Genomic DNA, 26,554 nt, shown 5'->3' with positions numbered 1-26,554 from the left:
TCCGCTACCGCGCGCGGGCCCCCTCCGGTCCGCCGGCGGGCCCGACCGCGCGGTGGAGGGCCAGGAGCAGCCGCCACAGGTGGTCCGCCAGGGTCCCCGGATCCGCCCGGATGTCCTCGTGCAGCCAGTCCGCGAGGACGCCGGTGAACGCGGCCGCGACCGCCGACGCGACCAGCTCGGGCTGCGGGGCGCCCACCGCCGCCCGTTCCGCCCGGGCCCGGGCGCGCAGTTCCCGGTGCAGACGCCTGCCGAGCGGGCCGCCGCCACCCGGGAGCAGCAGGGTCCGGTAGAGCGCCGCCCGGTCGGCCGCCTCCGCCAGGAACGCGGCCAGCGCCGCGGGCGGCCGGGCCGGGGGAAGCGGCGACGGGCCGGTCTGCCAGGCGTGCAGGGCGTCGACCGCCGCGTGCACCACGTCCGCGCACGCGTCCACGGCGAGCGCGGTGAGGTCCTCGTAGTGCAGGTAGAAGGTGGCTCGGCCGACTCCGGCCCGGCGCACCACCGCCGAAACGCTGACCCCGGCGAGCGGCCGGTCGGCGCACTCGGCCAGCAGGCTCTCGCGCAGCCGCGCCTTCGTCCGGGCCGTACGGGGGTCCTCAGCCCGGGCGTCGTCCGCCCGGGAGGTGTCCGCGCGCGGGAACTGCGGACTCATGCGGCCAGCAGCGCCGCGACGAGGGCGAGGGCACCGGGCAGCGCCTGGGCCACGAGGATCCGGCGGTTGGCGGTCGCGGCCCCGTAGACCCCGGCGACGATCACGCAGACGAGGAAGAAGATCTGGGTGGCGAGCGAGTCGATCACGAGCGACCAGACCAGCCCGGCGGCGAGGAATCCGTTGTAGAGGCCCTGGTTGGCGGCGAGCGGCGCGGTGAGGCGGGCGGTGTCCGCGTCGAAGCCGGACAGGGCGCGGCCGGGGGGCCGCTGCCACAGGAACATCTCCAGGACCAGGAAGTACACGTGCAGCGCGGCCACGAGGCCGATCAGGATCTGAGCGACCGTGTGCATGGCCGCCTCCACTTCTCGGGTCGGTTTCGGTTTCGGTTTCGGCGGGACGGGCGGAGTGCCGGGGCTGCCCGGGCCACTCCTGCCTACTCGTCGGTATTTCCTGGACAACTGTACAGGAAGTCGCGTTGTCCGACCTCGCCGCTACGCTGGCACGATGACCGAGCAGGCACCCCGGCCGAAGCCCGCCGGACTCCTCTACGAGGACTTCGGCACCGGGCGGCACCGTGAGAGCTCCCTCGTCCGGCACGCACTCGGCAGCGTGTACGAGGAGGAACTGGTCGCGGGCCTCGCGGGCGGCATCGGCTTCATGTACTTCGTCTTCGAGTACGCCGGGCATCCGCCCCTGCTGACGATCGTCGCGCAGGCCCACCCCGATCCCTGGGTGGAAGCCGCCCTCGACCGGCTTCGCGTCCCCTACGAGGTCACCCACGGATCGCGGCCCCGCTGGGACCGCGTGCACGCCGCCCTGGACGCCGGCCGGCCGGTGTTCTGCACCGTCGACCGGTCCCGGCTCCCGTGGCACGGCGGTACCCCGGACGAGATGGCCGCCGCCGACCCGTACACCGTGGTCCTCGCCGGGTACGAGGGCGACAGCCTGTACGTCGAGGACGGGGCCCCGGCCGCGTACCGGATCACGGCGCGGGAGTTCGGCGAGGCCTGGACCGGCCATCGCAAGGGCCGCCACCGGATGCTCGTGCCCAGCGGCCCCGCCGTCGGCGACCCCGACGTCGACGGGGCCGTGGCCGCCACGGCCGCCCGCCTCACCGGACCCGTGCTGGGCAACAGGTTCGACGTCAACTTCGGCTTCTCGGGGATGGAGAAGCTCGCGGCCCAGCTGCGCGACGTCCGTACCCGGACCGGCTGGGAGCGGCGCTTCGGCTCCCCGGAGGCCTTCCTCGCGGGAACCCGGCGGCTGTACGCCTGCCTGGAGGAGGAGTGGACCGCCCCCGGAGCCACCCGCCCGCTGTACGCGGACTTCCTCGACCGCGCGGGACGGCCGGAGGCGGCCGCCCTGTTCCGCGACTCGGCGGGCAACTGGTCCCGGCTCGCGGAGCTGGCCCGCGCGGCCGCCCCGGACGCGGACGCCCCGGAGCGGCGCGTCCTCTTCGACGAGCTCGCCGGCCTGGTGGACGGCTCGCTCGCCCTGGAACGCCGGGCCGTTGCCCTGCTCTGATCCCGCTCCACCCCCGGAGCGCCGGCACCCCCGGAGCGCCGGCACCCCCGGAGCGCCGGCAGCCCCGGAGCGCGGGGAGACCGGGAGCACCGGGACGCCGCGGAGCCCTCAGAGGTGGGCGTCGAGGAAGGTCCGGAACTCCTCGCGTGTCATCGGCCCCGCCTGACTCGCCACCGCCTCGCCGTCCTTGACGAGTACGGCGGTGGGGGCACCCGTCACCCCGTAACGCCTCGTCGGGCCGGGGCAGCGGGTCATGTCGGTGCGGACGGCCGTGAACCGCGTCCCGTACTCCTCGACCAGCTCCCCGACGACGGCGTCCATCGCGCGGCACGCCTCGACGGCCTTGGGCCAGCTGCCGCAGAAGTACGCGAGAACGGGCCCGGTCGTCATCGAGAGGATGAAGTCGAACTCCTGGTCCTCCAGTGGTTGGTGCACCCGACGTGCCATGCGTGTCGCTCCTCGTTCCTGCACCTCCCCGGATCGGGAGGGCGGACCCCATCATCGCCGCCGCGCCGGGCCGCGGCAGCCGGGCCCGTTGTCAGTGGCGGCTGTGAAGCTGAGCGGTATGGACGACAGGATGCTCCGGCGCCGGGTCTACGGCGCCGACCACGAGGACCCCGATCCGGGACCGCGCCCCGGACACACCTACGGCGAGCTGGTCGGCGGGCCGCTCGACGGGCTCCTCCTGGACATCACCGGCTGGGGTGCGCCCCAGCTCGCCGAAGAGGCCAGGCTCCCCACGGAGATAGGACGCTACGGAGCGGGCGGCCGCGCCCACTACCGCCGCCGCGCGGGGGATCCGGTCCACTGGGACTGGACGGGAGACAGCCGCTGACGGCGCTGCCGGCCCCGGCGGGAGCGGTACGGCAGCAGGCTCGGCGACGAGCTCGGTGACGCGTGCGGCGACCGGTTCGGTGACCGGTTCGGCGGTCTCAGGCGTCCCGGCTCACCTTGCGGGCCCAGAGCACCAGCGGTACCTGCAGGGGCAGTCGGCCGAGCGTCACGGCGCGGGTGCGGGGGGATCCGTGGCGCGCGTCGACGGCCATCTTCACGTTCGCCGGGAACACGCCCACGAAGAAGGCGGCCGTGGCCAGTGCCGCCACCCGGCGGGTGCGCGGATGGGCGACCCCGACGGCGAGGGCCAGTTCGGCCGCACCGCTGGCGTACGTCCACCCGCGCGGGCTGCCCGGCAGCGAACGGGGCACGGTCGCGTCGAACTTCCCGGGCACGGCCGCATGGGCGACCGCCGCCGTGGCCAGCAGGCCGGCCAGCAGGAGGGGGGAGGAGGCGCGTGCCATCGGGGGTCCTCTCGAAGGTGTCCGGGCCCGCGATCCTACTCGCGAGTAGCCGCGGGTGTGGTCGAAAGGCGGGCCGCGGAGCCCGGGGGAGCCCGCCGTGTCCTCCCCGGCTGCCCGGACGGCCAGGTCACGGCCATCCGGGTGGCCCGGAGCGGAGCCGGATGGGGGAGTGCGGTGGCCGCCGCGGAAAAATCTTCGAAGAATTTTCCCGGAGGCTGTCGATCCGGGCGGCTGCCGTTCGACGCAGGGGTGAGAGGCGGGGAGAGTCCCCGTCCTCCCGACCGAGGAGTCACCATGCCGCGCTTCCTGACGATGATCCGCATCGACGAGCAGGACCTGCCCAGCGACGAGTTCCCGCCCGAGTTCGAGCAGCGCATGGGCGCGCTGCTGGAGGAGATCACCAAGGCCGGGGTCATGCTGGACACCGCCGGGCTGCTCCCCACCGCCGAAGGGACCCGTCTCAGCTGGTCCGGCGGGAAGATCAGCTACACCGACGGCCCCTTCACCGAGACCAAGGAGGTCGTCGGCGGTTACTCCCTCACCCAGTGCAAGGACAAGGCCGAGGCCGTCGAATGGACCCGGCGGTTCCTGGAGATCCACCCGGTGGAATGGAAGGTGAGCGCCGAGGTCCGGGAGATCCAGGAGATGTGATCCCGGCGCGCCCTGCCGCGTTTGCCCTGCCTCGTCACGGCTGCTCTGATGGGTGGCCGTGACGGCAGTGAGTGCGGCCCAGGCGGTCGAAGCGGTGTTCAGGATCGAGTCCGCGCGGATCATCGCCCGTGTCGCCCGCGTGGTGCGGGACATCGGCATCGCCGAGGAGATCGCCCAGGACGCCCTCGTCGCGGCGCTGGAGCAGTGGCCGCAGGAGGGGGTCCCGGACCGGCCCGGAGCCTGGCTCATGACCACCGCCAAGCACCGCGCGGTCGACCTCGTCCGCCGCAAGGAGACCTACGCCCGCAAGCTCGCGGAGGTCGGCCGGAGCCTGGAGGACGTGCCACCGCCCGCCGAGCCGGCCGACCCCGAGGACATCGACGACGACCTGCTGCGCCTGATCTTCACCTCCTGCCACCCCGTCCTGCCCACCGAGGCCCGGATCGCGCTCACCCTGCGTCTGATGGGAGGGCTGACCACCCAGGAGATCGCCCGCGCGTTCCTCACCTCCGAGGCCACCGTCGCCCAGCGCATCGTCCGGGCGAAGCGGACCCTGGCCAAGGCGGGGGTGCCGTTCGAGGTCCCGTACGGTGCCGACCGCGACGCACGGCTCTCCTCGGTCCTGGAGGTCATCTACCTCGTCTTCAACGAGGGGTACGCGGCCACCGCCGGGGAGGACCTGGTCCGCCCCGCCCTGTGCGAGGACGCCCTGCGCCTGGCCCGCGTACTGGCCGCCCTGATGCCCGAGGAGCCCGAGGCGCACGGCCTGGCCGCCCTGCTGGAGTTCCAGGCCTCCCGCATCGCCACCCGCACCGGCCCCGACGGGGAACCGGTGCTGCTCGCCGACCAGAACCGGGCCCGGTGGAACCGACTGCTCATCCACCGGGGCGCCCGGGCGCTGGGCCGGGCGGGGAACGGCCCCTACTCCGTCCAGGCCGCGATCGCCGGCTGCCACGCGGCGGCGGTCCGCTACGAGGACACGGACTGGCCGAGGATCGCCGCTCTGTACGGGCGGCTCGTCCAGCTGATCCCGTCCCCGGTGGTGGAGCTCAACCGGGCGGTGGCCGTCTCCATGGCCGAGGGGCCGGAGGCGGCCCTGCCGCTGGTCGACGCCCTGGACCGGGAACCGGCCCTGCGCGCCTACCACTTGCTGCCGAGCGTACGCGGGGACCTGCTGGAGCGGCTCGGCCGGACCGAGGAGGCCCGCGCGGAGTTCGAGCGGGCGGCCTCCCTCACGCGCAACGCACGGGAACGCACCCTGCTGCGGTCCCGCGCGGCCCGCCTCTGAGCGCCGCGGCCGCGGATCGCCCCCGTGCGACCACTCCCTTGCCCCGCGTGTTTACGTCATATACTTTGTGTATGTCATAAACATGCGCGCGGCCCGAGCGGCCGGAGAGGAGGGGCCTCGATGCCTCGTGAGCCCCGCGGGTCGAACGCGTCCAGCACACCGCCCGACCTCGCCACCGTCGCCGACCTGCTGTGGCGGGTCGACGCCGAGCGGACGGCCGAGGGACGCGCGCGCCTCACCCCCCGCCGGATCGTCGACGCGGCCGTCGCCGTCGTGGACGCCGAAGGGCTGGACGCCCTGTCGATGCAGCGCGTCGCCACCGAGCTGGGCTGCACCGCGATGGCCCTCTACCGGCACGTGCCCGGCCGCGAACACCTGCTCGCGGCCATGACCGACGCCGCCGGCGGCCGCCCGCCCGCGGCCGCCGGAGCGGGCTGGCGTGCCGAGGTGGAGACCTGGGTCGACGCACTCTGGTCGACGTACCACGCACATCCGTGGATGGTGCGGGTCCCCACGATCAGCGCCCCGGTCGGACCGAACCAGCTCGCCTGGTTCGAGGCACTGCTGAGTCCGCTCGCCCGCTCCGGCGCCGCCCGCGACGAGCTGATCCCGCTCGCCACCTTCATCTCGGGCGCCGTACGCGACCTGGCCAGGGTCGCCTCCGAACTCGACCCGGCCGGCGCCGCCTCGTACGGACGCGTCCTCGCCGAGCGCCTCGACCCCGGGAACTTCCCCACGTTGTGCGCGCTCGCGGGCGAAGCGGGCCTCGACGAGGAGGAGGACGGCGCCGTCGACCCGATCGTGGCCTGCGGCATCGCGCGACTGCTCGACGGAATCGAGAAGTCTCCACCCGCACGAGAGAAAGAGGGAAACCGATGAACGAGAAACACCTCTTACGGATCACCGGCATCGGCGGCGTCACGGCGGGCGCGCTCGCCGCCGTCGCCGTACCGCTGTACTTCGTGCACTCCGGACCGCCGCCGGCCGGCAACGTCCTGGCCCGTATCCTCCTCAACCTCCTGACCTGCGCCGCCCTGCTCGTCTTCCTCGCTGGACTGCGCCACGTCATCCGCGGTGCGGGCCCCTCCTTCGACGGGCCGGCCGCCCTGGTCTTCGGCGCGGGTCTGGCCTACGTGACCATCACTCTGGTCGCCGCGTCCGTCGAGGCGGGGATCGTCCTGGAGGACCCCGCCGGTCGCCTCGACCCGACCGTGGACGGCCCGCTAGCCCACGCCAACATGCTGCTGCACGGCTCGGCCGCCCGGCTGCTGACCGCCGTCCTGCTCGCCGCCGCCGGGTACGCGATCCTGCGCGCCGGGGTCCTGCCGCGCTGGACCGGGTACACGGCACACGCCGTCGCCGCCGTCAACCTCGCCTTCGTTCCCTCACTGTTCTTCGGGACGGACGCCGCCCGCTTCTACAGCGCCGTGGGCTGGGGCAACACGGCGCTGACGGCCGCCCTCCTCGTCTACTGGGCGTTCGCGGTAGGGATCGCCGTGCTGCGGCGCACGTCGGCGACCGGCCCACGGGCGGCGGCCCGAGCGGCCCGGCCGGCCTGACCCCGGGGGCGCGGTTCAGCCGCGGCGGGTGAACGCGGCCACGTCCAGAGGGGTCCGCACGGGCCGCCGCGGTGCGGTCAGCGCAATGGGCCGGCGGAATCCGCCGGACCGGGAGATCTCCTGCACGGTGAGGCGCAGTGCCTCCTGGAAGTCGCCCATGGTCCGGCGGGCCGCCGGGGTGTCGACGTAGAGGGAGTTCATGTGCAGCCCCTCCGTGTCCCGCTGGAACCACGAACAGGCCCCGTTGGCGCGCGCCGACCACACGTGCGTGGTCGGCCGCCAGTCGTCGTGGCGCTCGGCCCCGGGGCACTTGCGCATGTCGATGTACGAGAAGAAGTTCACCGGGTGCGGCCAGGAACGGGCGGCGAACTCCTCGGGCGCCAGCAGCTCCCACGCCCGCACGAACGGTACGTCGAGATGGCGCATCATCTCGCCGAAGCCGGCCCGGACCGAGGCCATGACCTGGGCGAAGTCCCGGCCCGGCGAGGCGTCGAACTCGATGGGCAGGGTGTTGACGAACCAGCCCACCGAATGCGCCCAGGTGTCCCGGCCGCGCTCACTGACCGGCATGAGCCCGCGGTAGACGCCGGGGCCGCCCGCCTCGCGCAGGCAGACCGCGACCGAGGCGAGTACCCCCATGAACGGCTTGCCGTCGGCCGCCAGGCACGTCTTCTCGAACACCTCGGCCTCGGCGGCGTCCAGGAGGGTGGAGGCCTCGTTGACGATCGGGTACATCCGGCCCGTCTCCACACCGAGGTCGAGGGGGAACCGGGGGAAGAACTCCCCGGCCTCGCCCATGAACGCCTTCCAGTAGTCCAGGCGTTCGTCGCGGGCGTCGATGGACAGATAGCGGCGGCGCTGCTCCTCGGCGAAGTCGAGATAGCTGGGGGCGGCCGGCAGTTCGGCGTTCTCGCCGCGGCACAGGGCCTCGTAGCAGGTCGACACCTCGCGGGCCACGATCGGCATCGACATGCCGTCGCAGACGATGTGGTCGAAGGCGAGGTAGACCGTCGCGGAGTCCTCGCGTTCCACCGCACCCATGACGAACAGCGGCCAGGAGAGCGTGTCGATGCTCCGCTTGAACCGCTCGACCAGGAACTCGCGCAGCAGCTCGGAGGTCTCGAACGCGCCCACCTGCCGGGGTTCGAGGGAGAGTCCGGCGGGGTCGAACGGCTCACAGGCCACCTCGCCCGCCAGACGGCGGAACGCACACCGCAGCACCTCGTGCCGCCGCACGAAGGAGAGCAGTGACTGCGCCAGGGTCTGCTCGTCCAGCGGGCCGGTCACCTCGAAGGTCACCGCGACCCAGGAAGCCACCGGGTCGTCGGCGGCCCTGCTCTCCTCGGCGACGGTGAAGTGCTTGTCCTGGTTGAAGGACGCCTTCCTGCCCACCGGGTCATCCGTGCCGGCGGCCTCCGCCGCCGTGGACCTGAGCCGCCACTCGACCACCCGGCCGGGTGCCATGTGGTGCATCTCCAGAGGAAACTGCCGCATTCCGTCATCCCTTCGCCCCCGAGTCAACCCCCAGGCCCTAACGACCCCCGGCCCGGGGAGGTGACGAATTCCCTCGGGCCGGTCCGGGCGCGGGGCGTCGGCCGGAGTTCACGGGGAGTTCAGGCCGGCAGCGCCGTCCGGTGCCGAGGCCGGCCGGGGCCCCTGATGGGGCACGGGGACCGGCCGCCGGGTCCTGTCCTCGGGCGGTTGCGGATGGCACTCAGGGCGACAGGCGCGCCATCACGGCGGGCGGCAGTGACGGGTTGGCCGCCGCCGTCTGCGCGACCCACGTGTCCTCGTCGGCCAGCAGCTCGGTGATGGCTTCGGGCGGCAGGGCCCGGTGGGCGGCTGCCAGGGGGCGAGCCGTCCGGTCCGCCAGGCAGGCGAGCAGGGCCGGGCCCGTTGCGCGGGGGTGCTCGGCGACCGCCTTGAGCGCTCCCCGCACGCCCGGCCGGTGCCGTGTCACCAGCTCCAGCAGGGCTCCGGAGGCGTCCGGGTTGGCGGCCACCCGGGACAGGACCTGTACGCCATGCCGCACGATCATGTCGCGCAGCAGTTCCTCGGAGAGCCCGGGATGCGGAGCGACGGCCCTGACCACGGACACGTCCGGATCGACCGCCAGCGCGTCGCGCAGGTCCGCGGGCAGGTCGCGCCGCTGCGCCACGAGCATCCGCACGGCCGCGTGAGGGGACGCGGCCAGCTCGGCGAGTTCGGCGGGTGTGGCGGCGGCGATCCGCGGGCGCAGGCTCCACTCCGCCCGGTGGCCGACGGTCAGCTCGGCCAGCAGGTCGAGCGGTACGTGCGGGTGCTCCGCGAGGGCGCGCCGTACCCGGTCCTCCGGGTCGGCGGCCAGCACGCCGACAAGCTCCTGACCGATCCCCGGATTGCTCGCGTACGTGGCGCGGACCCCGGGCAGCGGGTCGGCGGCGAGCCGGGCGTAGAGCGTCTGTGGCAGATCGGTGCGCTGGGAGAGCGCCCAGTTCAGCGTCAGTTCGGGGTCCTGGGCCAGGGTGATCACGGCTTCGAGCGGGGTGGCGGGGTTGGCCGCCGCCGCGAGGCGTACCCGGGGGGCCGGGTGGAGTGCGAGGCGGGCGGTCACGGGTGAGTCCGTCCAGAGGGCCAGTTCCTCCACGACGTCCGGATCGGGGTCGGCGGCGAGCAGGTCCACGGCGTCCTGCGGAAGGCCCGGGCAGGAGGCCAGCTTCCAGCGGATCCCGGAGTCCGGGTGCGTCGCGAGGAGGCCGGCCCACTCGGGGCGCCCGCGGCGCTCGTCGAGGAGGGCGACGGCCGCGTTCGGCGCGGACCCGGGATCCACGTCGGCGGCGTCGAGCGTCCCCTTGTAGGCGAGGTACCGGGCCATCGTGTCGGAGTGCGCGGCGAGTTCCCGCACCTGCTGGTGCCGCAGATCGGCTCGGTCGGCCAGGTCGTGGAGCAGTTCGTCGGCGAACTCCGACCCGGGGTCGGCCCTCGCCTCCTCCAGCGCGAACACCAGCAGTCGATCGACCAGTTCGGGCGGCAGCGCCGGATTGGCCGCCAGACCGCACAGGAGGTGGTTCAAGGGCGCTCTCCGGTCGGTGTGCGGGGCGGGGCGGCGGCAGCAGCGGTGAGGGCTGCGGCCAACGCCTGGGCACGGGGGTGCGGGCGCCGCCGGGGCAGGACCAGCCCGATGTGCCGTGCGGGACGCGGGGGTTCGACGCGCACCACGGTCAACTCGCCCGTCGTGGACAGTGATACGTGCGGGACCAGGGAGACCCCGACCCCGGCCGCGACCAGGGTCTGCGCGAAGAAGTAGTCAGTGGTGGAGGCCGCCACCCGGAGGTCGAAACCGGCGAGTTCCGCGTACCGGCGCAGGTAGGCCTCCGTCCTGAGGCAGCCCAGCACCCAGCGCTCGGAGCCCAGTTCGGCCAGGCCCAGCGACGGACGGTCCGCGAGCCGGTGGCCGGGCGGCAGCACCAGCCAGAGCGGGTCCTCCATCAGGGGAACCCAGTCGAGCCCCGGGCGTCCGTCCGGGCGCACCGGGGGCGGCCCGTCGAAGTGGTAGGCCAGCGCGAGATCGGCCGCGCCGCCGCGCACCATCTCCGTCGCTCCCTCCGGCTCGCTCTCCACCACCGTCAGCTCCACCTCCGGATGCGCCTCCACGAACCGGGACAGCGCCGTGGGCAGCAGGTGCCGGCCGCCGCTGGTGAAGGTGGCGACGGTCAGGCGCGGCCGCTCCGCCGTGAGCCGGTCGATCGCGTGGCGGACCTGGTCCAGCTCGGCGGAGATCGACTCGGCGGCCTCCACCAGCAGCCGGCCGGGCTCGGTGAGGGTGACCCCGCGGGTGCTGCGCACCGCCACCGGGTGGCCGACCGCGCGCTCCAGCGCCGCGATGTGCTGCGAGACGGCCGAAGGGGTCAGCAGGAGGGCGCCGGCCGCCCGGTTGAAGCTGCCGTGCTCGGCCACCGCCCGCAGGACGCGCAGCCGCTGCACATCGATCATCAGTTTTCCTTACGACGCGTTCAGCAGCTGGTCGGTACCGCGGGGGACGATACAACGGCAGAGTCGAACGCATGAAGCGGATTCTTGTCATCGGCGGCAGCCGGTACTTCGGAAAGACCCTGGTCACACGGGCGGTCGAGGCGGGCGACGAGGTGACCGTGCTCAACCGGGGCTCCGGTGCGCCCCCGTCCGGCGCGGGCCGTCTGGTCGCCGACCGCGACGACGAGGAAGCCCTGCGGGCGGCGCTGGGCGGGCGCGACTTCGACGTGGTCGTGGACCAGGTCTGCTACACGCCGCTCCAGGCCGCCGTCGCCCGGCGGGTCTTCACCGGGCGGACCGGGCGCTACGTCATGACCTCGACGATGGAGGTCTACGACCCGGCCACGCTCCCGGCCGGTCCCGAGGACCGCGTTCCCGCCCCCGCACCCGCCCTCGCCCCCGCACCCGTCACCGAGGCGTCGCTCGACCCCGCGCGGCTGCCGCTCCCGGGGGCGGCGGGCGGTACGCCCGGGCCCTGGCCCGCGTACGTCTACGCCGAGGGCAAGCGGCAGGCCGAGGCCGTCTTCCTGCGGGACCCGGCCTTCCCCTGCGTCAGCGTGCGCGCCGCGCACGTGCTCGGCGGCGGCCCGGCGGAGTTCACCGGCCGGCTCGCGCACTACGTGGAGCGGATCGGCGCCGGGACCCCCGTCGACGTCCACGAAGCCCCGTACGCCACCTCGTTCATCCATCACCACGAGATGGCCGGATTCCTGTACTGGGCGGCGGAACAGACCTTCACCGGGCCCGTCAACGCGGCCTCGCACGGCGCACCCGACGTGATCGCGCTCTGCGAGGCGGTCGCGGCGCACGTCGGACGCGACCCGCGGTACCGGGTGGTGGGGGAGGGCGCCGCGGCCTCGCCCTTCTCCTTCGACCGGGCCTACGCCATGGACAACGGCCGGGCCTCGGCGCTGGGCTTCGGCTTCGGCCGGGTCGCCGACTGGCTGCCCGGGGCGATCGCGGAGACGGCGCGCGCGGCCGGCTGACGCGGTCACTGGTCTCCGACGCGCCGCTCCAAGGGAGTTGCTACCGATGAGTTGCTCACACTGAACGTCACGCTGCCGGCCCGGTAGCGGTCGTCGGACCACTCGATCGGGCGGCCCGTGGCCGTGGCGGAGACATGCCGCTGGCGCAGCAGCGGGCTGCCGCGCCGGATCTGGAGCAGGCGCGCGTCCTCGCTGCCGGCCGGAAGCGCGTCGATCAGGTGCTCGCCGTAGTGGGCGGTGACCCCCGAACCCGCGGCCAGGCTGTCCATGACGGAGCGGCAGTCCACCGGCAGCGCCTCGACGGCCGCCGCGACCCAGTCGGCGTAGGCGGTCCGCTCCACCATGGTGGGCTCCCCGTCGAGCAGCCGCAGCCGCAGCACCGCCAGGATCTCCGTCCCGGCGGTCAGCGCGAGCCGGTCCGCCTCCTCGGCCGTGGCCGGCCGGCGGGTGCGGGACAGGAAACGGCTGGCGGCCTGGTGTCCCAGCCCCTCGGCCCACTGGGCGAAGCTGTTCAGCTCGCCGAAGCTGTGCCGGCGCTCCCCGCGCAGGACGATGCGCCGTGCCCCTTGCCGGGAGCCGATCAGTCCCTCAGCGGCGAGGGTGGCGACCGCCTGGCGGACGGTTCCGCGCGATGCGGACCAGTGTGCCGCCAGGTCGCTCTCCGAGGGCAGGTGCGCCCCCACCGGGAGTTCGCCCGAGAGGATCTGCCGGCGCAGCGCCTCGGCGATCTCCAGGTACCTGGCCGTGCCCGCGCTCGTACTCATGTGCTTCGCCCCCTGATCGCCGTGTGCCGGCGGTGCCGTACCGGAATCGTCGCGCACCGGTCTCCCATGATCATTCCAACAGGTTCTGTCACGGCTTCTTCCGGTCATTCTTCTCTCTTCTTCGAGACGTGCTCCAGGCGACAGGCGGCGTTCACCGTCCGTACAGCGGGCCCGGGCGAACTGGAGCCAACTTGTTCAGACAAGTGAACCCACCTTCGTCTCCGGGAGAGACCGTGCTCAGTTCCTCCGCCCGTCGCGGTGCGGCCGTTCTGCTCAGCGCCGCCGTACTCACCACGCTCAGCGCCTGCGGTGCCGCCCCCGACCAGAAGTCCGGCGGCGCAGGCGGCGCCAAGAACGCCGTGCAGCCGGGCGCCGCGACCTCGGTCGCCGACTTCGGCTCCTTGGAGGCCCTCGCCGCCGCCGCGCAGAAGGAGGGCGAGCTCAACGTGATCGCGCTGCCCCCGGACTGGGCGAACTACGGCGAGATCATCAAGGCCTTCGAGGCCAAGTACAAGATCAAGGTGAACAGCGAGAACCCGGACGCCTCCAGCTCCGACGAGATCGCCGCCGTCAAGTCCCGCAAGGGCCAGAACCGCGCCCCCGACGTCCTGGACCTGGGGATCGCCTTCGCCCGCAGCGGCGCGGCCGAGAACCTCTTCGCCCCGTACAAGGTCACCGCCTGGGACAAGATCCCCGCCGCCCAGAAGGACGCCGACGGACGCTGGACCAACGACTACGGCGGCTACGTCTCCATCGGCTGCGACGCGGCCCGCATCCCCACCTGCCCGCAGACCTTCGCCGACCTCCTCAAGCCCGAGTACAAGGGCAAGGTCGCGCTCAACGGCAACCCCACCAAGTCCGGCTCGGCCTTCGGCGGTGTCTACGCGGCCGCCCTCGCCAACAAGGGCTCCTTCGCCGACATCCAGCCCGGCATCGACTTCTTCGGGCAGCTGAAGAAGAGCGGGAACTTCATCCCGGTCGAGTCCACCCCGGCGACCGTCGAGAAGGGCGAGACGCCCATCTCCATCGACTGGGACTACCTGAACGCCGGCTACGCCGACCAGTTCAAGGGCAAGGGCGTCGACTGGAAGGTCGCCGTCCCCACCGACGGCGTCTACGCCCAGTACTACTCGCAGGCCATCAACAAGGACGCCCCGCACCCGGCGGCCGCCCGCCTGTGGCTGGAGTTCCTCTACGGAGCCGAGGGCCAGAACCTCTGGCTCAAGGGATACGCCCGCCCGGTCCTGCTCCCCGGCATGACCCAGGACGGCACCGCCGACCAGGCCGCCGTCGCCAAGCTCCCGCAGGTCCAGGGCACCCCCGCCTTCCCCGCCTCCGAGGAGCTCGACAAGGCCAAGGCCACCCTCGCCGAGAAGTGGGACAAGGCCCTCTCCTGATGTCCTCCACCACCGACCCCCGCGCCGCCGACGGCACCCGCCGCCGGCGGCGCGGCCCGCGCACCTGGCTCGCGACCCTCCCGCTGCTCACCTTCACCGGGCTCTGCTTCGGCATCCCGCTCGGCGCCATGGCCTACGGCGCGGTCACCCGCACCGACCCGGCGAGCGGCGCCACCCAGGCGACCGGTGAGCACCTCGCGCGCTCCCTCCAGGGCCCCTACCTCGCCTCCCTCGTCGGCAGCGTCCAGCTCTCCGCCCTCACCGCACTCGTCGGCGGCGTCCTGGGCGTGGTGATCGCCCAGGCCGTGGTCACCTCCCGCTCCGCCGGCCTGCGCAGCGCCACGCTGACCGCCTCCGGGGTGCTCGCCAACTTCGGCGGCGTCCCCCTCGCGTTCGCCTTCATCGCCACCGTCGGGATCTCCGGCGTCGTCACCCAGCTCGCCGACCTCACCGACCTCGGCTGGAACCTGTACTCCTTCACCGGCCTCACCGTGGTCTACCTGTACTTCCTGATCCCGCTGATGGTGCTCGTGATCGCCCCGGCACTGGACGGACTGCGCCCGCAGTGGCGCGAGGCCGCCCAGAGCAGCGGGGCCACCGGGCGGCAGTTCTGGCTCCACGTCGGCCTGCCCGTGCTCGCGCCTTCCCTGCTCGGCGGGTTCGTCCTGCTCTTCGGCACCGCCTTCGCCGCCCACGCCACGGCCGCGGCCCTCGTCGGCGGATCCGTACCGCTGGTCACGCTGAAGATCGCGGACGCGCTGTCCGGGAACGTGCTCACTGGCCAGGAGAACGTGGCGCTCGCCCTCGGCCTCGACATGATCCTGATCGCCGGCCTGGTCATGGCGGTCTACCTGCCCCTCCAGCGACGGAGCGCCCGATGGCTGCGATGACCCCGACCACCCGGCACCCCGACACCGCCCCCGACACACGGGCACCGGACACCGGGGCCCCCGCGCGGACCCCGGCCCGCCGGCCCCGCCCCGGGATCTGGCGCGGAGCCGTCCTCGCCCTCGCCGGCGCCTACTTCCTGATCCCGCTCGTCGCCTCGTTCGTCTTCACCGTCCACGTGCCCGGCCAGGGCATCACCTTCGAGGCGTACACCGAGCTGCTCTCCGCCGACGGCTTCACCAAGAGCCTGCTGCTCTCCCTCGGCCTCGCCGCCGCGACCATCGCCCTGTCGCTGCTGCTCGCCGTACCCGCACTGGTGGCCGTACGCATCGGCTCCCCGCGGCTGCGCCCGGTCGTCGAGGTCATGTGCATGCTGCCGCTGGTGGTGCCGCCGATCGCGCTGGTCACCGGCATCACCACCGTGCTGCGCTGGGGACCGGAGCACCTGTCGCGGACCCCGCTCTACCAGACCTTCATCGCCGTCCAGAACGAGAAGTTCCCCGTCGTCCTGGTCCTCGCCTACACGGTCCTGGCGCTGCCCTTCGTCTACCGGTCGCTCGACGCGGGCCTGCGCGCCGTCGACGTACCGACCCTGGCCGAGGCAGCCCGCAGCTGCGGCGCGAGCTGGCCGTACGTGGTCCTGCGCGTACTGCTGCCGAACCTGCGGGCCTCCCTCGCCGGTGCCGCCTTCCTCACCCTGGCCCTGGTGCTCGGCGAGTTCACCATCGCCTCCCTCCTCGGGTTCCGGCCGTTCGCCGTGTGGATCGTCTCGATCTCCGGAGCGCAGGCCCGGATGTCGGTGGCCGTCTCCATCCTCAGCCTCCTGATCACCTGGCTGCTGCTGATCGCCCTCTCCCGGGCCGGGACCACCCCTTCCACAGCCGCCGCCGCACCCGCCACCACCTCCCGCAAGGAGTCCTGAGCCCATGTCCACCACGCCCACCACCCTTCCCGCGGCCGGGACGCCGGCGGATCCCGCCCGGCCCGCGGGCGCCCGCGTCGAGTTCCGCGGCCTGCGCAGGGCGTTCGGCTCCACCGTCGCCCTCGACGGGCTCGACCTCACCGTCGAACCCGGTGAACTCCTCGCCCTGCTGGGCCCGTCCGGCTGCGGCAAGACCACCGCCCTGCGCGTCGTCGCCGGTTTCGAACAGCCCGACTCCGGCGAGGTCCTCGTCGACGGAGCGGACATCACCCGGGTCCCGGCCAACCGCCGCGACGCCGGCATGGTCTTCCAGTCGTACAGCCTCTTCCCGAACCTGAGCGCCCGCGACAACGTGGCCTTCGGCCTGCGGGTGCGCAAGGTCGGCGCGGCCGAGCGCCGCGAACGCGCCGCCGAACTTCTCGACCTGGTGGGCCTGCCCGACCACGGCGACCGCTACCCGCACCAGATGTCCGGCGGCCAGCAGCAGCGCGTCGCCCTCGCCCGCGCCCTCGCCCTGCGCCCGCGCGTACTCCTGCTCGACGAGCCGCTGTCCGCGCTCGACGCCAAGGTACGGGCGAACCTGCGCGAGGAGATCCGCCGCCTCCAGCTCTCCCTCGGCATCACCACCGTCTTCGTCACCCACGACCAGGAGGAAGCCCTCTCGATGGCCGACCGGGTCGCCGTCCTGAACGCCGGGAAGCTGGAGCAGTGCGCCGCCCCGGCCGAACTGTACGACCGGCCGGCCACCCCCTTCGTCGCCGAGTTCGTCGGCACCATGAACCGGCTGCCCGGACGGCTCACCGACTCCGGCCTGGTGGAGGTGGCCGGGGCGCGCCTGCCCGTCGACGGCCCGGTCCCCACGACGCCGCAGGTGCAGGTCCTCGTACGGCCCGAGAACGTCACCGTCGCCGCCGACGAGGCCGGCACCGCCACCGTCGTCTCCGCCTCCTTCCTGGGTTCCGTGACCCGGCTCCACCTGGAACTGCGGGGCGGGGTGACCGTCAAGGCCGACCTGCCCTCGCGGGACGCCGGAGCCCTGGTGCCGGGAGCGAGCGCCACCGTGGGACTGGCCGAACGGCCCGTGCTCGTCGTGGCCGGGTCCGCGTGAGCGCCCTCGCCGCGGTGCTGTTCGACATGGACGGCACCCTCGTCGACACCGAGGTGCTGTGGTGGCGCACCGCCGAGGAGATAGCGGACGACCTCGGCCACCGGCTCACCGACGCGGACGCGCCGGAGGTCGTCGGCCGGGCGGTGGAGGACACCGCCGCCCACCTCGTCCGGGTCGCGGGCGGGGGAGACCCGGACGAGGTGGCGGCGGCGCTCACCGAGAGCTTCTTCCGCGAGGTGGAGGCCGGGGCGCCGATGCGGCCCGGCGCCCAGCGGCTGCTGACCGCACTGGAGGCACAGGGAGTGCCCTTCGCGCTGGTCAGCGCGTCACCGCGGGTCGTCGTCGACTCCGTGGTCGGGGGCTCCCTGGCCCATGTCCCCTTCGCCTTCACCCTGTCCGCCGACGACACCGCACGCACCAAGCCGCATCCGGACCCCTACCGGGAGGCCGCCGGCCGCCTCGGCCTCGCCCCGCACGCGTGCGTCGCGGTGGAGGACTCGCCGGACGGCGCGGCCTCCGCGGAGGCCGCGGGCTGCGCGGTCCTGGTGGTCCCGTCCCTGCTGGCGGTCCCGGCGTCACCGCCGCGGACCTTCGCCGCCTCCCTGGAGGACGTCACCGTGGCCCGGCTGCGGAGCTGCCTGACGGCGGGCGGCTGACCCGCACTCAGCCCGGCAGGCCGAGGATGTCCAGGATGCCCTCCGCGTAGGCGGCGGTCCCCGAGCCCGGGGCGGTGGCGACCTCACGTCGGAAGCCGTCCACACCCGTACGGATGAAGGCGGCGCACTGGCCGTGCAGTCCGGCCTCGTGGGTGCCGCCGTCGTCCACCGTGCACAGCAGGGCGAGCAGGGTCCACAGCAGGGCCTCGCGGGTCGCCTGCCGGGGCGGGTGCGCGGCCCACACGGCCATCAGGACACCGCACACCGCCGGGGCGGGCGGCTTCAGGTGCTCCGCGAAGAAGACGTGCCCCTCCAGCGCGTGGAACGCGGACGGATGCCCCTCGGCCGCGTCCCGGACAGCGTCCACCAGATGGCCCGCCGAGCGGCCGCAGCCGCACTCGATGGACTCCCAGTCGTGCCGCGCGATCTCCACCGCCACGGCATCCGGAACCAGCGGGCTGCGCAGCACCGCGGACCTGCGCAGCAGCGCCTGCTGCCGCTTCTCGCTCCCCGTCATGGGGCACAGTATGAGGCCAGGCCGGAGTCGACGGCGACGGGGGTCGGAACCGGATCACAGGGTCCGCCGTCTGAGACCCCGTGTGGATGAAACGAAGAATTCCGGCACTGCTGTTCGCCCTGCTCGTGACCCAGCTGGGCGCCCTGGTCAACCCCGCCTACGCGTGCGGCTGCGGAGCCATGATCCCGGACGGCCAGTCCCGGATCGCCGTCGACCGCGAGACCTCCGTCGTGCGCTGGGACGGCCGCACGGAGCAGATCCTCATGCGTTTCACCGTCGGCGGGGACGCCCGGCGGGCCGCCTGGATCATGCCGGTGCCGGGCCGGGCCACCGTGGAGCTCGGCGACGGCGAGGTGTTCGACGAACTGAGCCGCATCACCCGGCCCGAGCACAGGACCCGGGGCTACTTCTGGCCCCGCGACCGCGACTGGCCCTTCTCCACGGGCGGGCGCGACACCGCCGGAGCCCCGGCACCGGGCGCCGCCGCGCCGCCGGTCGGCGTCGTCGGCCGCGAGCAGCTCGGTGCCTTCGACGTCGCACGGCTCACCGCCACCGACCCGGACGCCCTGGGGAACTGGCTGGAGAGCAATGGCTTCGAGCTCCCCGACCGCCTCGCCGCCGAGGTCAAGCCCTACGTGGACCAGCACTGGGAGTACGTGGCGGTACGGCTGGTCCCGCGCGGACCGGGCAACCCCCTGCGGGGCGAGCTGGACCCGCTGAGGATCCGCTTCGACAGCGACCGGCTGGTCTACCCGATGCGGCTCTCCCGGATGGCGAAGACACCGCAGTCCCTCGGCCTGTACGTCCTCGCCGACCACCGCATGGAGCCCACCTCGCCGATCGGCGGCTCCGCACCCGAGGTGACGTTCGCGGGAGCCATCCGCCCCGAGAAGGGCCCGCTCGCCGAACTGGCGGGCGCCGAGCCCGTCTTCCTCACCGCCCTCGACCAGCGGTTCCCGGAGCCCGGCCGGATCGACGCAGACCACGAACTGCGCGCCACCGCCAAGGACACCCCGTTCCGCAGGGCGGTCTACCACGACGAGCTGCTCACGCTGGGCGGCGTCCCGGTCTGGCTCCTGACGTCGGCGGCCGTCGTGGCGGCCCTGATCGCCGGGTCCCTCACGGTGCTCCGGCTCCGCGGCCGCCGCACGGGCTCCGGCCCGGCCCCGGACCCGGTCCAGGCCGCGGCGCCTTGACCCGGACGACGTCACCGCCGGGCTCCAGCCCGGCGCGGCCGGTCCGCCCCGGCGCCCGGACCCGTCACGCCGGACGCGCACGGGCGGGTACTCACCCCGACCTGAGTACCCGCCCCGATTCGCCGCCCGAACCGTCCCCCTAGGCTCGGGATCATGCCTTCCCTACGGTCCGTCCCCCCTGCTGTACCGCCGCGCCCGCGCCGCCCGCGGTCCCGCCCCCTCCTCGCGGCACTGGCTCTCGGTAGTGCCGTGTGCTGCCTTCTCGCCTGCTGGGGCGCGTACCGCCTCTGGAACGGCGGACCGTACCCCGAGGTCGATCCCCATGTCGTCGCCACGCGGCTCGCAGCGGAGGCCGAGCGCGTCGAGAACGACCTGGCCCTGCCCGTCGGGCCCGGCCCGCTGCCCGACCGGATGGAGACGGGCGCCTGCTACTACCGGGGACTGCGCTCCCTCGCCCACATCGACCAGGCCCGCAGGGACGTCCGAAGCTTCAGCCTCGAACGGGAGACCACCGGCATCGCGCAGGACACCGCCCGGGCCGCCCAGGAGCGCGTCCGCTCCCGGCTGACCCGGCAGGGCTGGAAGCCCGTCAGCCAGAACGTCTCCCCCATGGGCTTCCGATTCGAGAACCAGGACACCGGCGACCAGATCGATGTGGACTGGTACGAACCCACCGGGACACTCGTCGTCCTCCTCCACGCCCCCTGCGGGAAGATCCCCGACGGCCATCCCCTGGAGGAGCCGTCCCGCAGCCGTGCCTCCGCGACGGCCTGATCCGCCTGCCTGCCGCCACACCTGCCGGGGTTGACGCGCGAGCGCGGGCACACCAGCCTTGCACCGGAGTTACCGAGAGGTAAGGGGATCAGCGTGGTGTTCGCGGAAACAGACGGCGTACGGCGGCAGGAACAGGACCGGGACGACGCGGAGTTGATGTTCCAGGGGGTCGCGCACCAGGCCGCGCTGGTGCGCACCGGCAAGACCACCTCACGGGCCCTCGTCGAGGCGGCCCTGCGCCGCATCGCCCGGACCGATGCCGTTCTCGGAGCCTTCCGCGTCGTCCTCGCAGAGCAGGCCCTCGCCGAGGCCGATGCCCGTGACGCGGAAGGCCCCGCGAGCGGCGCCGGCCCGCTGCACGGCGTCCCCATCGCCGTCAAGGACGAACTGGACGTCGCGGGCCAGGTCACCACCTTCGGCGGCTCCGCCAACCGGAGCCCCGTCACCGCCGACTCCGAAGCGGTACGCCGCCTGCGCGCCGCCGGAGCCGTCGTCATCGGCAAGACGACGATGCCCGAGTTCGGCCAGTGGCCCTTCACCGAATCCGCCGCCCACGGCCACACCCGCAACCCCTGGGACACCACCCGCACCCCCGGCGGCTCCAGCGGCGGCAGCGCCGCCGCCGTCGCGGCCGGACTGGTCGGGGCGGCCCTCGGCGGCGACGGCGGCGGATCCATCCGCATCCCGGCCGCCTGCTGCGGACTGTTCGGCCTCAAACCCCAGCGCGGCCGGGTCTCCACCGCCCCGAACCCCCACCTCTGGTACGCGCTGGGCACCGTGGGACCCCTGACCCGCAGCGTGGGTGACGCGGCGCTCCTCTACGACGTGCTCGCCGGCAGCACCCCCACCGACCGCTGGAGCGCCCGCCCCGCGACCACCGCCTGGACGCAGGCCCTGGAGACCCCGCCCGGCCGGCTGCGCATCGGCTACGCGGTCAAGCCGGCCGTGCCCGGGGTGCGCCCGCATCCGGAACACGTCGCAGCCGTACGGGAAACCGTACGGGCCCTGCGCGAACTGGGCCACGACGTACGGGAGGTCGACCCGCGCTACCCCGACGCGACGGCCTCGTTCGTCGCACAGTTCTGCGGTGGAGTGAGGGCGGAGGCCGACGCCGTCGAGCGCCCCGACCTGCTCGAACGGCGCACCCGGCAGACCCTCGCGCTCGCCCGGCGGGTCCCCGGATCCGCCGTGGAGCGCGCGATCCGGGCGGGAGAGCGGCTCGCGGAGCGGGCCGACCGCATGTTCACCACCATGGACCTGCTCCTGACCCCGGTCGTCGCCGAACGACCGCGCCCGGTGGGCGCGCTGGACGGTGCCGGGCTGCTGACGGCGATGGTCCGCTCGCGCCCGATGGTCGCCTACACCGCCCTGTGGAACGTCACCGGGCACCCGGCCGCCTCGGTCCCGGCGGGCCTCGGCGAGGACGGTCTGCCGCTCGCCGTGCAACTGGTGGGCCGCCGGGACGACGAGGTGACCCTCCTGCGGGTCGCGGCGCAGCTGGAGGAGGTCCGGCCGTGGGCGCAGCGACGCCCCCGTCCGCCGGCCGCCTGACCCGACAGGACACTCCCGGGGCGGGACGTCAGAGCGGCCGGGGAGGCCGGGTCCGCCAGAACGCGCAGTTGTGTTCCGCCCCGAACGACGTGGTCGTCCGCGTCGCCACCGGGTCCAGGACGAGCACCGTGGCCGCCCCGGAGCCGGCCCGCGGCCACGGGGTCTGGCCCGCCACCACAGGGGCGCCGAACCGGGCGAACGCCCCCCAGTAGCGCTTCATCCGGTTCCCGAGCGCGACCTGAACCGGTGTCAGCGGGCGCTCACCCATGGTGAAGTCGTACAGGTAGGCCAGCTCCGCACTGTGCGCGTTCGACTCGTCCAGGCCCGGCACCTGCGCACCCGCGAGCGTGGGCGACCGCGGGTCGTCGAACTCGTAGACGTACGTCGGCACCTGAGCCGCGAACAGCTCGGCCGTCCACGCGGTGTGGCACGCGAAGGTCGAGTCGGTCAGGACCGCGGACAGCGCCAGGTACGGCGAGCCGTACCGCGCGACCGGATAACGCGCGAGCACCTCCGGCCCGGCCGCCCCGTGATCCGCCATGACCTGCGCCGTGTACTGCTCGGCGGTCAGGTACGGCTGCGTCAGGGCGACGAAGAACCGGGCCTCGGAGCGGGTGCTCCCGATCAGCACCGGCACCTTGTTCCACGCACCGCTCCCGATGGCCCGCGCGGGAGCGACCGGCAGCAGCCCGTCACCCGAGGCGGGACCCCGGGTGGGCAGCGTACGGGCCGCATCCACCAGTGCCGCCCCGGAGACGGCGCGCAGGCAGGCGGCCACCTCCGCGGAAGCGGTACAGCCCGCCCGCGCGGCGAACGACCGGGCCTGTTCCTCGGCCTCCGCACGGTCCGGCGTACCCAGCAGGGTGCACGGACCGCTCTGCAGCACGGCCCGGTGGAACAGGCCGGCGGCCGCCGGTGCCGCGAGCAGCGCGCAGACGGAACCGCTGCCCGCCGACTGCCCGGAGATCGTGACGTTGCCCGGGTCCCCGCCGAACGCGCCGATGTTCTCCCGCGTCCAGCGCAGCGCCGCGAGCTGGTCCATCAGCCCGAAGGACCCGGAGCGCAGCGCGTTCTCCCGCCCCAGCTCGGGCAGTTGGAGATAGCCGAGCTGCCCCAGCCGGTAGTTGATGCCGACCACCACGCTCCCGGTGAGGTCGGCCATGGTCCGGCCGCCGAACTGGGTCCCGGTTCCCTGGCTGTACGCACCCCCGTGCATCCAGAAGACCACCGGGAGCCGGGCTCCGGGGCGGGCGGTCCGGGGCCGGTACACGTCCAGGTACAGGCAGTCCTCGCCGACGGCCGCCGGATCGCTCAGACCGAAGGGCGAGAACTGCAGGCAGGCGGGGGCCTGCCGGACGGCCTCCCGCACCCCGTGCCACCGGGGCGCGGGCGCGGGGGCCCGCAGCCGGGCGTCCCCGACCGGGGGAGCGGCGTAGGGGACGCCGAGGAACTCCTGCGCGCCGTCACGGGACTGGCCGCGCAGGGTGCCCTGCGCGACGGTGACCACCGGGTGCGGTGGTCCGCCGTACGACGACGACGGCGGCGACGCCGACGTGGGCGGTGCGCCGGCGAGCAGTGCCGCCAGGGCAAGTGCGGCGGTGAGCAGGGACCTTGCCGAGGGCAGCCGTTTTCCGGGCCTCTTCATCCGTCCTCCTGGAATGTGCCGGTGCGTGCCGATGTCGTGCCGGGGGAGCCGCGGCTCCGCGGGGATGGAGCCGGGGCCGGACCGGCCGGGGCGGAGCGGAGCGGTCGCGGGCTCCGCCCCGGCCGGGACCCGTCAGGGGCGGAGCCCGGCGATCAGTACGGAGGTCACGGCCCGGTCCACCGGCCCCGTGTTCCAGTCGGCGTTCATCGGGCTGACGGCGATCCGGCCGGCGGCGACGGCCTCGACGTCACTGCCCTTGGCGGCGGGCCGGAGGTCCACCTTCACGGTCACCTTCCAGGTGCCGTCGCCCGCGTCGGTGAAGTCGGGTTCGAGCAGGGTCTGCGCGTCCTGGAAGGTCGAGGACACCCCCGCGGCCGTTCCCCGGCCGTCCGCGCCGACCACCGGGTGGTTGACGTTCAGGCCGACCCCCTCGGGCAGCAGCGGCCCGGACCGGGCCCGCGAACGCAGCCGGTCGATCAGCTTGACCGCGAAGTCGAGCGTGGGCCCCATCGCGTTGACCGTGGTGACCGGGTCCGGCGCGGTGACGCCCCCGGTGCTCAGCGCGATGGCCGGTACGCCGTGCTCCAGCGCGGCGACGGCGCCGCCGACGGTACCGGAGTGGGTGGCGAGACCGGCGACGTTCGGGCCGAAGTTGGTGCCCGAGACGACCAGGTCGGGGGCATCGCCCGCGAACACCTCGGCCAGCCCGAAGGCGACGGAGTCGCCGGGGGTGCCGTCGACGGCCCAGACCTTCGGCTCGGGGTGCTTCACCGTGATCGACGGGCCGCTCAGCATCTTCGTACCCGTGCCGCTCTGGTTGGTGAGCGGGGCCACGATCGTGACGTCGTGCCCGGCGGCGGTCAGCCGCTCGAAGGCCTTGCGGATGCCGGGGGCGTCGTAGCCGTCGTCGTTGGTGAGCAGGATCCGCAGCGGGCCGGCGGGCGCGGTCTGCGGCGCGGCGGCCGCCGGGGCCGTGCCGGCCAGGGCCGGCGTGCACAGCAGCAGCGCGGCCAGCGGCAGAACTCGCGTGCGTCTCACAGGGGGCTCCTTGGGAGGGAGGGGAGTCGAGGGTGGGCAGAGGTGGTGACCGGCGGGCGCACGACCCTCGGCGTGCGCCCGCCGGAGCTGCGGACGGGCGGGCCCGGGGGAGCGGGTCAGCGCACGCTGCGGATCGGGAGGATGGCGAGCGCGCCGACCAGCGAGAGGGCTCCGCCGACGAGGAAGAGCGGGGTGTAGCCGCCCAGGCCGGTGACGACGGCCGAGGCGACGAACGGGGCGATGATCTGCGGCCCGGCGTTCGCGATGTTGAGGACGCCCATGTCGCGGGCCGCGTCCTCGGCCCGCGGGAGGACCAGGGTGACGAGCGCGGTGTCGACGGCCATGAAGCAGCCGAAGGCGAGTCCGTTGAGCGCGCTGAAGACGAGCATGCCGGTCCAGGTCGGGCTGACCACGGGTACCACCATGACGAGCCCGGCGAGGGCCGCCGACACGCCGACGAACACCTTGCGGCGGTTCCAGCGGTCGGACAGCAGCCCGCCCACCACGGTGGAGACGGCCATCGCGACCATCGACACCGGGGTGAGGACGGCCATCGCGGCGGGCGGGGTCAGTCCGTCGGGCAGCGCGATGTGGTCGCCGAGGATGTACAGCTGGTAGCCGACGACGGAGAAGTAGCCGAGGACCATCAGGGCGCGGCCGATGAAGGCCCACCGGAAGTCGTGGTTGGCCAGGGCCGAGAGGAACGCGGCCAGTTGGGCGCCCTTGGGTCTGGCGGGCGCCTCGGCGGCGGGCCCGGTGCGCGGGACGTCCCGGCAGAAGGCGCTGAGCAGCAGTGCGGACCCGGCGACGACCGCGCCGAGGACGAGGTACCCGGTCCGCAGCTGGTCCGCGGTCCGGGAGGCGATGAGCACCCCGACGGTACCGCCGATGGGCAGGCCGAGTCCGACCAGCGCGGACGCGGTGCCGCGGCGGGCCGCGGGGATCCGGTCCGGCACGATCGCGGTGACCGCCGCCTGGTAGACGTTCATCGTCGCCTGGATCAGGCACCAGCCGATGCCGACGAGCAGCGCGGTGCTCACGCTGCCGAGCAGGGCCAGGAGGATGAGCGAGGCGAGGCCACCGCCCACGATCCACGGGTTGCGGCGCCCGCTGCGGTCGGAGAGGGCGCCGGCGATGGGGTTGAAGGCGGTGGCGAAGACCGCGCTGACGCCGCCGATCAGGCCGAGTACGGCGACCTTGTCGTCGGGGGCGATCGCGGCGACCTGGGTGGGCAGGAGGACCGAGCCGACGCCCATGTAGAGCGCCATCATCGCCGAGTTGGCGACCAGCAGGAGGAGCAGGAGACCCCGCCGGGGTGCGGGATCCCCGGTCGGGGGTACGGACGGTTCGGCAACTTCGGGCGTGGCCATGACGACTCCTCGGGGGACGGAGCGGGGAGGTGGCGTGCGAGGGGGAGGGGCGGCCCGGGCGCGGGACGGCGCGGGACGGCCCGCGAACGGGCGCGGGACGGCGGGGAACGGTGTGGCCGTCGGGACGTGCGGTGGCGGACGTCGGTCGTTCGTTCGTAACGTGATGTTGTTACACGTGTCACCAAGTGCGGTGGACATTGTGTAGCACCCATTTCCGGGCTCCGCCAGGCCCTGCGACGGCACGTTGTGCAGATCGTGACCGAAAGGCCAAGGCAAAAGGGCGACGCGTGTAACCGTTGGTTCGCGGCCATCGTCACGGCGGATGTGTCGGGAAACCCTCTTGCTCTTGTGGTGGCCGTGACTCTTCGGCAATACTCCGTGCCGCACCGCGATGATCCGGTCGCAGGCGGGCTTCCCGCCGGCCCGGGCGGCCGGTGGCGTGAGCGCCGCGGGCCGCCTGGTCGGCGCCGTGCGCCGTGCACGGTGCGCCGTGCACCGTGCCCTGGCGGCGTGTTCCGTCGGCTTCCGGCTGGCACCCCCCGGTGCCGTGTCCCGAAGACGCTCGCCGGGGCGCCCTCCGCAGGTGTCGCCCGCAGCAGAAGAAGTCCCCCGACGGCGTTGCCCGATGGCGCCGCCCAAGGCCTCGTCGGACGCTCCCCGGTCACGTCCCCCGAAGGCGCTCCCCGGCGCCCTCCCCCGCGCTCCACCGTCCCGTGCCTGCTCTCCGCGTGCCCCCACCGCTTGGGGAGACGACCGCGAAAG

At 73.9% G+C, this 26,554-nt stretch carries 27 protein-coding genes; 15 read left to right on the top strand and 12 right to left on the bottom strand.

All coding sequences use genetic code 11. The features are described 5' to 3' along the window. Positions 1-4: 4 nt before the first annotated feature. The gene (locus tag DEJ51_RS01710) at positions 5-649 is read right to left on the bottom strand and encodes a TetR/AcrR family transcriptional regulator (RefSeq protein WP_150255631.1); all 645 of its coding nucleotides are present in this window, start codon (positions 647-649) and stop codon (positions 5-7) included. After that, positions 646-999, bottom strand: a complete 354-nt coding sequence (locus DEJ51_RS01705; RefSeq protein WP_150255629.1) for a DUF1304 domain-containing protein — start codon at positions 997-999, stop codon at positions 646-648. The genes DEJ51_RS01710 and DEJ51_RS01705 overlap by 4 nt, the downstream gene beginning before the upstream one ends. A gap of 154 nt (positions 1,000-1,153) precedes the next feature. Here DEJ51_RS01705 and DEJ51_RS01700 point away from each other — a divergent pair, with 154 nt between their 5' ends. Beyond that, positions 1,154-2,173: a BtrH N-terminal domain-containing protein gene (locus tag DEJ51_RS01700; RefSeq protein ID WP_190620127.1), complete on the top strand. Its 1,020-nt coding sequence runs from the start codon at positions 1,154-1,156 to the stop codon at positions 2,171-2,173. Positions 2,174-2,281: 108 nt separating this feature from the next. On the opposite strand, the gene DEJ51_RS01695 is transcribed toward DEJ51_RS01700, so the two are convergent. After that, positions 2,282-2,620 (bottom strand): thioredoxin family protein, encoded by a 339-nt coding sequence (locus DEJ51_RS01695; RefSeq protein WP_150255626.1) that lies wholly within the window; start codon positions 2,618-2,620, stop codon positions 2,282-2,284. Between the two features lie 118 nt (positions 2,621-2,738). Here DEJ51_RS01695 and DEJ51_RS01690 point away from each other — a divergent pair, with 118 nt between their 5' ends. Then, positions 2,739-3,008: a hypothetical protein gene (locus tag DEJ51_RS01690; protein ID WP_150255624.1), complete on the top strand. Its 270-nt coding sequence runs from the start codon at positions 2,739-2,741 to the stop codon at positions 3,006-3,008. Between the two features lie 97 nt (positions 3,009-3,105). On the opposite strand, the gene DEJ51_RS01685 is transcribed toward DEJ51_RS01690, so the two are convergent. Beyond that, positions 3,106-3,471 (bottom strand): hypothetical protein, encoded by a 366-nt coding sequence (locus DEJ51_RS01685; RefSeq protein ID WP_150255622.1) that lies wholly within the window; start codon positions 3,469-3,471, stop codon positions 3,106-3,108. A 294-nt stretch (positions 3,472-3,765) separates the two neighbouring features. Between DEJ51_RS01685 and DEJ51_RS01680 the strand changes: the two genes are divergently transcribed. The 4 genes from DEJ51_RS01680 to DEJ51_RS01665 all read left to right on the top strand — a co-directional run bounded on the left by DEJ51_RS01680 (position 3,766) and on the right by DEJ51_RS01665 (position 6,969). After that, positions 3,766-4,122 (top strand): YciI family protein, encoded by a 357-nt coding sequence (locus tag DEJ51_RS01680; protein ID WP_150255621.1) that lies wholly within the window; start codon positions 3,766-3,768, stop codon positions 4,120-4,122. Positions 4,123-4,189: 67 nt separating this feature from the next. Continuing rightward, on the top strand, positions 4,190-5,410 hold the full coding sequence (locus DEJ51_RS01675; protein ID WP_150261633.1) for an RNA polymerase sigma factor: 1,221 nt from the start codon (positions 4,190-4,192) through the stop codon (positions 5,408-5,410). A 120-nt stretch (positions 5,411-5,530) separates the two neighbouring features. After that, a complete protein-coding gene (locus tag DEJ51_RS01670) occupies positions 5,531-6,289 on the top strand; it encodes a TetR/AcrR family transcriptional regulator (protein WP_150255619.1) in 759 nt (252 codons plus the stop codon). Further along, on the top strand, positions 6,286-6,969 hold the full coding sequence (locus DEJ51_RS01665) for a hypothetical protein (protein WP_150255617.1): 684 nt from the start codon (positions 6,286-6,288) through the stop codon (positions 6,967-6,969). Before DEJ51_RS01670 ends, DEJ51_RS01665 begins: the two co-directional genes overlap by 4 nt. A gap of 15 nt (positions 6,970-6,984) precedes the next feature. Here DEJ51_RS01665 and DEJ51_RS01660 read toward each other — a convergent pair whose 3' ends face one another. From DEJ51_RS01660 to DEJ51_RS01650, 3 genes are all read right to left on the bottom strand, one after another. Next, positions 6,985-8,463 carry a condensation domain-containing protein gene (locus tag DEJ51_RS01660; protein WP_150255615.1) on the bottom strand — a complete coding sequence of 493 codons (1,479 nt, stop codon included), beginning with the start codon at positions 8,461-8,463 and terminating at the stop codon, positions 6,985-6,987. Between the two features lie 220 nt (positions 8,464-8,683). Beyond that, the gene (locus DEJ51_RS01655; RefSeq protein ID WP_150255614.1) at positions 8,684-10,021 is read right to left on the bottom strand and encodes a hypothetical protein; all 1,338 of its coding nucleotides are present in this window, start codon (positions 10,019-10,021) and stop codon (positions 8,684-8,686) included. Then, positions 10,018-10,941 carry a LysR family transcriptional regulator gene (locus DEJ51_RS01650; RefSeq protein WP_190620125.1) on the bottom strand — a complete coding sequence of 308 codons (924 nt, stop codon included), beginning with the start codon at positions 10,939-10,941 and terminating at the stop codon, positions 10,018-10,020. The genes DEJ51_RS01655 and DEJ51_RS01650 overlap by 4 nt, the downstream gene beginning before the upstream one ends. A gap of 71 nt (positions 10,942-11,012) precedes the next feature. Between DEJ51_RS01650 and DEJ51_RS01645 the strand changes: the two genes are divergently transcribed. Then, positions 11,013-11,966: a reductase gene (locus DEJ51_RS01645; RefSeq protein WP_150255612.1), complete on the top strand. Its 954-nt coding sequence runs from the start codon at positions 11,013-11,015 to the stop codon at positions 11,964-11,966. A gap of 5 nt (positions 11,967-11,971) precedes the next feature. Here DEJ51_RS01645 and DEJ51_RS01640 read toward each other — a convergent pair whose 3' ends face one another. Beyond that, positions 11,972-12,730: a GntR family transcriptional regulator gene (locus DEJ51_RS01640; protein WP_150255610.1), complete on the bottom strand. Its 759-nt coding sequence runs from the start codon at positions 12,728-12,730 to the stop codon at positions 11,972-11,974. 233 nt (positions 12,731-12,963) lie between these two features. Here DEJ51_RS01640 and DEJ51_RS01635 point away from each other — a divergent pair, with 233 nt between their 5' ends. From DEJ51_RS01635 to DEJ51_RS01615, 5 genes are read left to right on the top strand one after another with little or no spacing between them, the layout of a single operon-like run. Beyond that, complete coding sequence (locus DEJ51_RS01635; protein WP_150255608.1) at positions 12,964-14,127, top strand: ABC transporter substrate-binding protein; 1,164 nt, start codon at positions 12,964-12,966, stop codon at positions 14,125-14,127. Further along, a complete protein-coding gene (locus tag DEJ51_RS01630) occupies positions 14,127-15,017 on the top strand; it encodes an ABC transporter permease (protein ID WP_150255606.1) in 891 nt (296 codons plus the stop codon). Before DEJ51_RS01635 ends, DEJ51_RS01630 begins: the two co-directional genes overlap by 1 nt. After that, the gene (locus DEJ51_RS01625; protein ID WP_223835617.1) at positions 15,005-15,937 is read left to right on the top strand and encodes an ABC transporter permease; all 933 of its coding nucleotides are present in this window, start codon (positions 15,005-15,007) and stop codon (positions 15,935-15,937) included. The genes DEJ51_RS01630 and DEJ51_RS01625 overlap by 13 nt, the downstream gene beginning before the upstream one ends. Before the next feature lie 4 nt (positions 15,938-15,941). Continuing rightward, positions 15,942-17,045: an ABC transporter ATP-binding protein gene (locus DEJ51_RS01620; protein WP_223835616.1), complete on the top strand. Its 1,104-nt coding sequence runs from the start codon at positions 15,942-15,944 to the stop codon at positions 17,043-17,045. Further along, entirely contained in the window at positions 17,042-17,701 is a 660-nt protein-coding gene (locus DEJ51_RS01615) for an HAD family hydrolase (RefSeq protein WP_263411693.1), read from the top strand. Before DEJ51_RS01620 ends, DEJ51_RS01615 begins: the two co-directional genes overlap by 4 nt. Positions 17,702-17,708: 7 nt before the next feature. On the opposite strand, the gene DEJ51_RS01610 is transcribed toward DEJ51_RS01615, so the two are convergent. Then, entirely contained in the window at positions 17,709-18,218 is a 510-nt protein-coding gene (locus tag DEJ51_RS01610) for a hypothetical protein (RefSeq protein WP_150255604.1), read from the bottom strand. 86 nt (positions 18,219-18,304) lie between these two features. Here DEJ51_RS01610 and DEJ51_RS01605 point away from each other — a divergent pair, with 86 nt between their 5' ends. From DEJ51_RS01605 to DEJ51_RS01595, 3 genes are all read left to right on the top strand, one after another. Beyond that, positions 18,305-19,414: a DUF2330 domain-containing protein gene (locus DEJ51_RS01605; protein ID WP_150255602.1), complete on the top strand. Its 1,110-nt coding sequence runs from the start codon at positions 18,305-18,307 to the stop codon at positions 19,412-19,414. Positions 19,415-19,663: 249 nt separating this feature from the next. Then, positions 19,664-20,188 (top strand): hypothetical protein, encoded by a 525-nt coding sequence (locus DEJ51_RS01600; RefSeq protein ID WP_150255600.1) that lies wholly within the window; start codon positions 19,664-19,666, stop codon positions 20,186-20,188. 96 nt (positions 20,189-20,284) lie between these two features. Next, on the top strand, positions 20,285-21,739 hold the full coding sequence (locus DEJ51_RS01595) for an amidase (RefSeq protein ID WP_223835615.1): 1,455 nt from the start codon (positions 20,285-20,287) through the stop codon (positions 21,737-21,739). 28 nt (positions 21,740-21,767) lie between these two features. Here DEJ51_RS01595 and DEJ51_RS01590 read toward each other — a convergent pair whose 3' ends face one another. From DEJ51_RS01590 to DEJ51_RS01580, 3 genes are all read right to left on the bottom strand, one after another. Then, complete coding sequence (locus tag DEJ51_RS01590; RefSeq protein WP_150255598.1) at positions 21,768-23,384, bottom strand: carboxylesterase/lipase family protein; 1,617 nt, start codon at positions 23,382-23,384, stop codon at positions 21,768-21,770. A gap of 132 nt (positions 23,385-23,516) precedes the next feature. Beyond that, complete coding sequence (gene surE / locus DEJ51_RS01585; RefSeq protein WP_150255596.1) at positions 23,517-24,422, bottom strand: 5'/3'-nucleotidase SurE; 906 nt, start codon at positions 24,420-24,422, stop codon at positions 23,517-23,519. 116 nt (positions 24,423-24,538) lie between these two features. Beyond that, positions 24,539-25,792: an MFS transporter gene (locus DEJ51_RS01580; protein ID WP_150255594.1), complete on the bottom strand. Its 1,254-nt coding sequence runs from the start codon at positions 25,790-25,792 to the stop codon at positions 24,539-24,541. Between the last annotated feature and the right edge of the window lie 762 nt (positions 25,793-26,554).

Origin of the sequence: Streptomyces venezuelae (assembly GCF_008642275.1) — a bacterium.
GTDB lineage: Bacteria > Actinomycetota > Actinomycetes > Streptomycetales > Streptomycetaceae > Streptomyces > Streptomyces venezuelae_E.
The sequence above is the reverse complement of the archived record's forward strand: the minus strand, read 5'-3'. Positions and strand labels throughout refer to the sequence as shown.

What these genes read in the sequence shown, in the direction of transcription:
- DEJ51_RS01660 (WP_150255615.1), bottom strand. Translation starts at nt 8,463, where the DNA reads ATGCGGCAGTTTCCTCTGGAGATGCACCACATGGCACCCGGCCGGGTG.
- DEJ51_RS01645 (WP_150255612.1), top strand. Translation starts at nt 11,013, where the DNA reads ATGAAGCGGATTCTTGTCATCGGCGGCAGCCGGTACTTCGGAAAGACC.
- DEJ51_RS01685 (WP_150255622.1), bottom strand. Translation starts at nt 3,471, where the DNA reads ATGGCACGCGCCTCCTCCCCCCTCCTGCTGGCCGGCCTGCTGGCCACG.
- DEJ51_RS01650 (WP_190620125.1), bottom strand. Translation starts at nt 10,941, where the DNA reads ATGATCGATGTGCAGCGGCTGCGCGTCCTGCGGGCGGTGGCCGAGCAC.
- DEJ51_RS01710 (WP_150255631.1), bottom strand. Translation starts at nt 649, where the DNA reads ATGAGTCCGCAGTTCCCGCGCGCGGACACCTCCCGGGCGGACGACGCC.
- DEJ51_RS01625 (WP_223835617.1), top strand. Translation starts at nt 15,005, where the DNA reads ATGGCTGCGATGACCCCGACCACCCGGCACCCCGACACCGCCCCCGAC.
- DEJ51_RS01680 (WP_150255621.1), top strand. Translation starts at nt 3,766, where the DNA reads ATGCCGCGCTTCCTGACGATGATCCGCATCGACGAGCAGGACCTGCCC.
- DEJ51_RS01705 (WP_150255629.1), bottom strand. Translation starts at nt 999, where the DNA reads ATGCACACGGTCGCTCAGATCCTGATCGGCCTCGTGGCCGCGCTGCAC.
- DEJ51_RS01580 (WP_150255594.1), bottom strand. Translation starts at nt 25,792, where the DNA reads ATGGCCACGCCCGAAGTTGCCGAACCGTCCGTACCCCCGACCGGGGAT.
- DEJ51_RS01610 (WP_150255604.1), bottom strand. Translation starts at nt 18,218, where the DNA reads ATGACGGGGAGCGAGAAGCGGCAGCAGGCGCTGCTGCGCAGGTCCGCG.
- DEJ51_RS01665 (WP_150255617.1), top strand. Translation starts at nt 6,286, where the DNA reads ATGAACGAGAAACACCTCTTACGGATCACCGGCATCGGCGGCGTCACG.
- DEJ51_RS01700 (WP_190620127.1), top strand. Translation starts at nt 1,154, where the DNA reads ATGACCGAGCAGGCACCCCGGCCGAAGCCCGCCGGACTCCTCTACGAG.
- DEJ51_RS01590 (WP_150255598.1), bottom strand. Translation starts at nt 23,384, where the DNA reads ATGAAGAGGCCCGGAAAACGGCTGCCCTCGGCAAGGTCCCTGCTCACC.
- DEJ51_RS01605 (WP_150255602.1), top strand. Translation starts at nt 18,305, where the DNA reads ATGAAACGAAGAATTCCGGCACTGCTGTTCGCCCTGCTCGTGACCCAG.
- DEJ51_RS01695 (WP_150255626.1), bottom strand. Translation starts at nt 2,620, where the DNA reads ATGGCACGTCGGGTGCACCAACCACTGGAGGACCAGGAGTTCGACTTC.
- DEJ51_RS01670 (WP_150255619.1), top strand. Translation starts at nt 5,531, where the DNA reads ATGCCTCGTGAGCCCCGCGGGTCGAACGCGTCCAGCACACCGCCCGAC.
- DEJ51_RS01630 (WP_150255606.1), top strand. Translation starts at nt 14,127, where the DNA reads ATGTCCTCCACCACCGACCCCCGCGCCGCCGACGGCACCCGCCGCCGG.
- DEJ51_RS01620 (WP_223835616.1), top strand. Translation starts at nt 15,942, where the DNA reads ATGTCCACCACGCCCACCACCCTTCCCGCGGCCGGGACGCCGGCGGAT.
- DEJ51_RS01690 (WP_150255624.1), top strand. Translation starts at nt 2,739, where the DNA reads ATGGACGACAGGATGCTCCGGCGCCGGGTCTACGGCGCCGACCACGAG.
- DEJ51_RS01640 (WP_150255610.1), bottom strand. Translation starts at nt 12,730, where the DNA reads ATGAGTACGAGCGCGGGCACGGCCAGGTACCTGGAGATCGCCGAGGCG.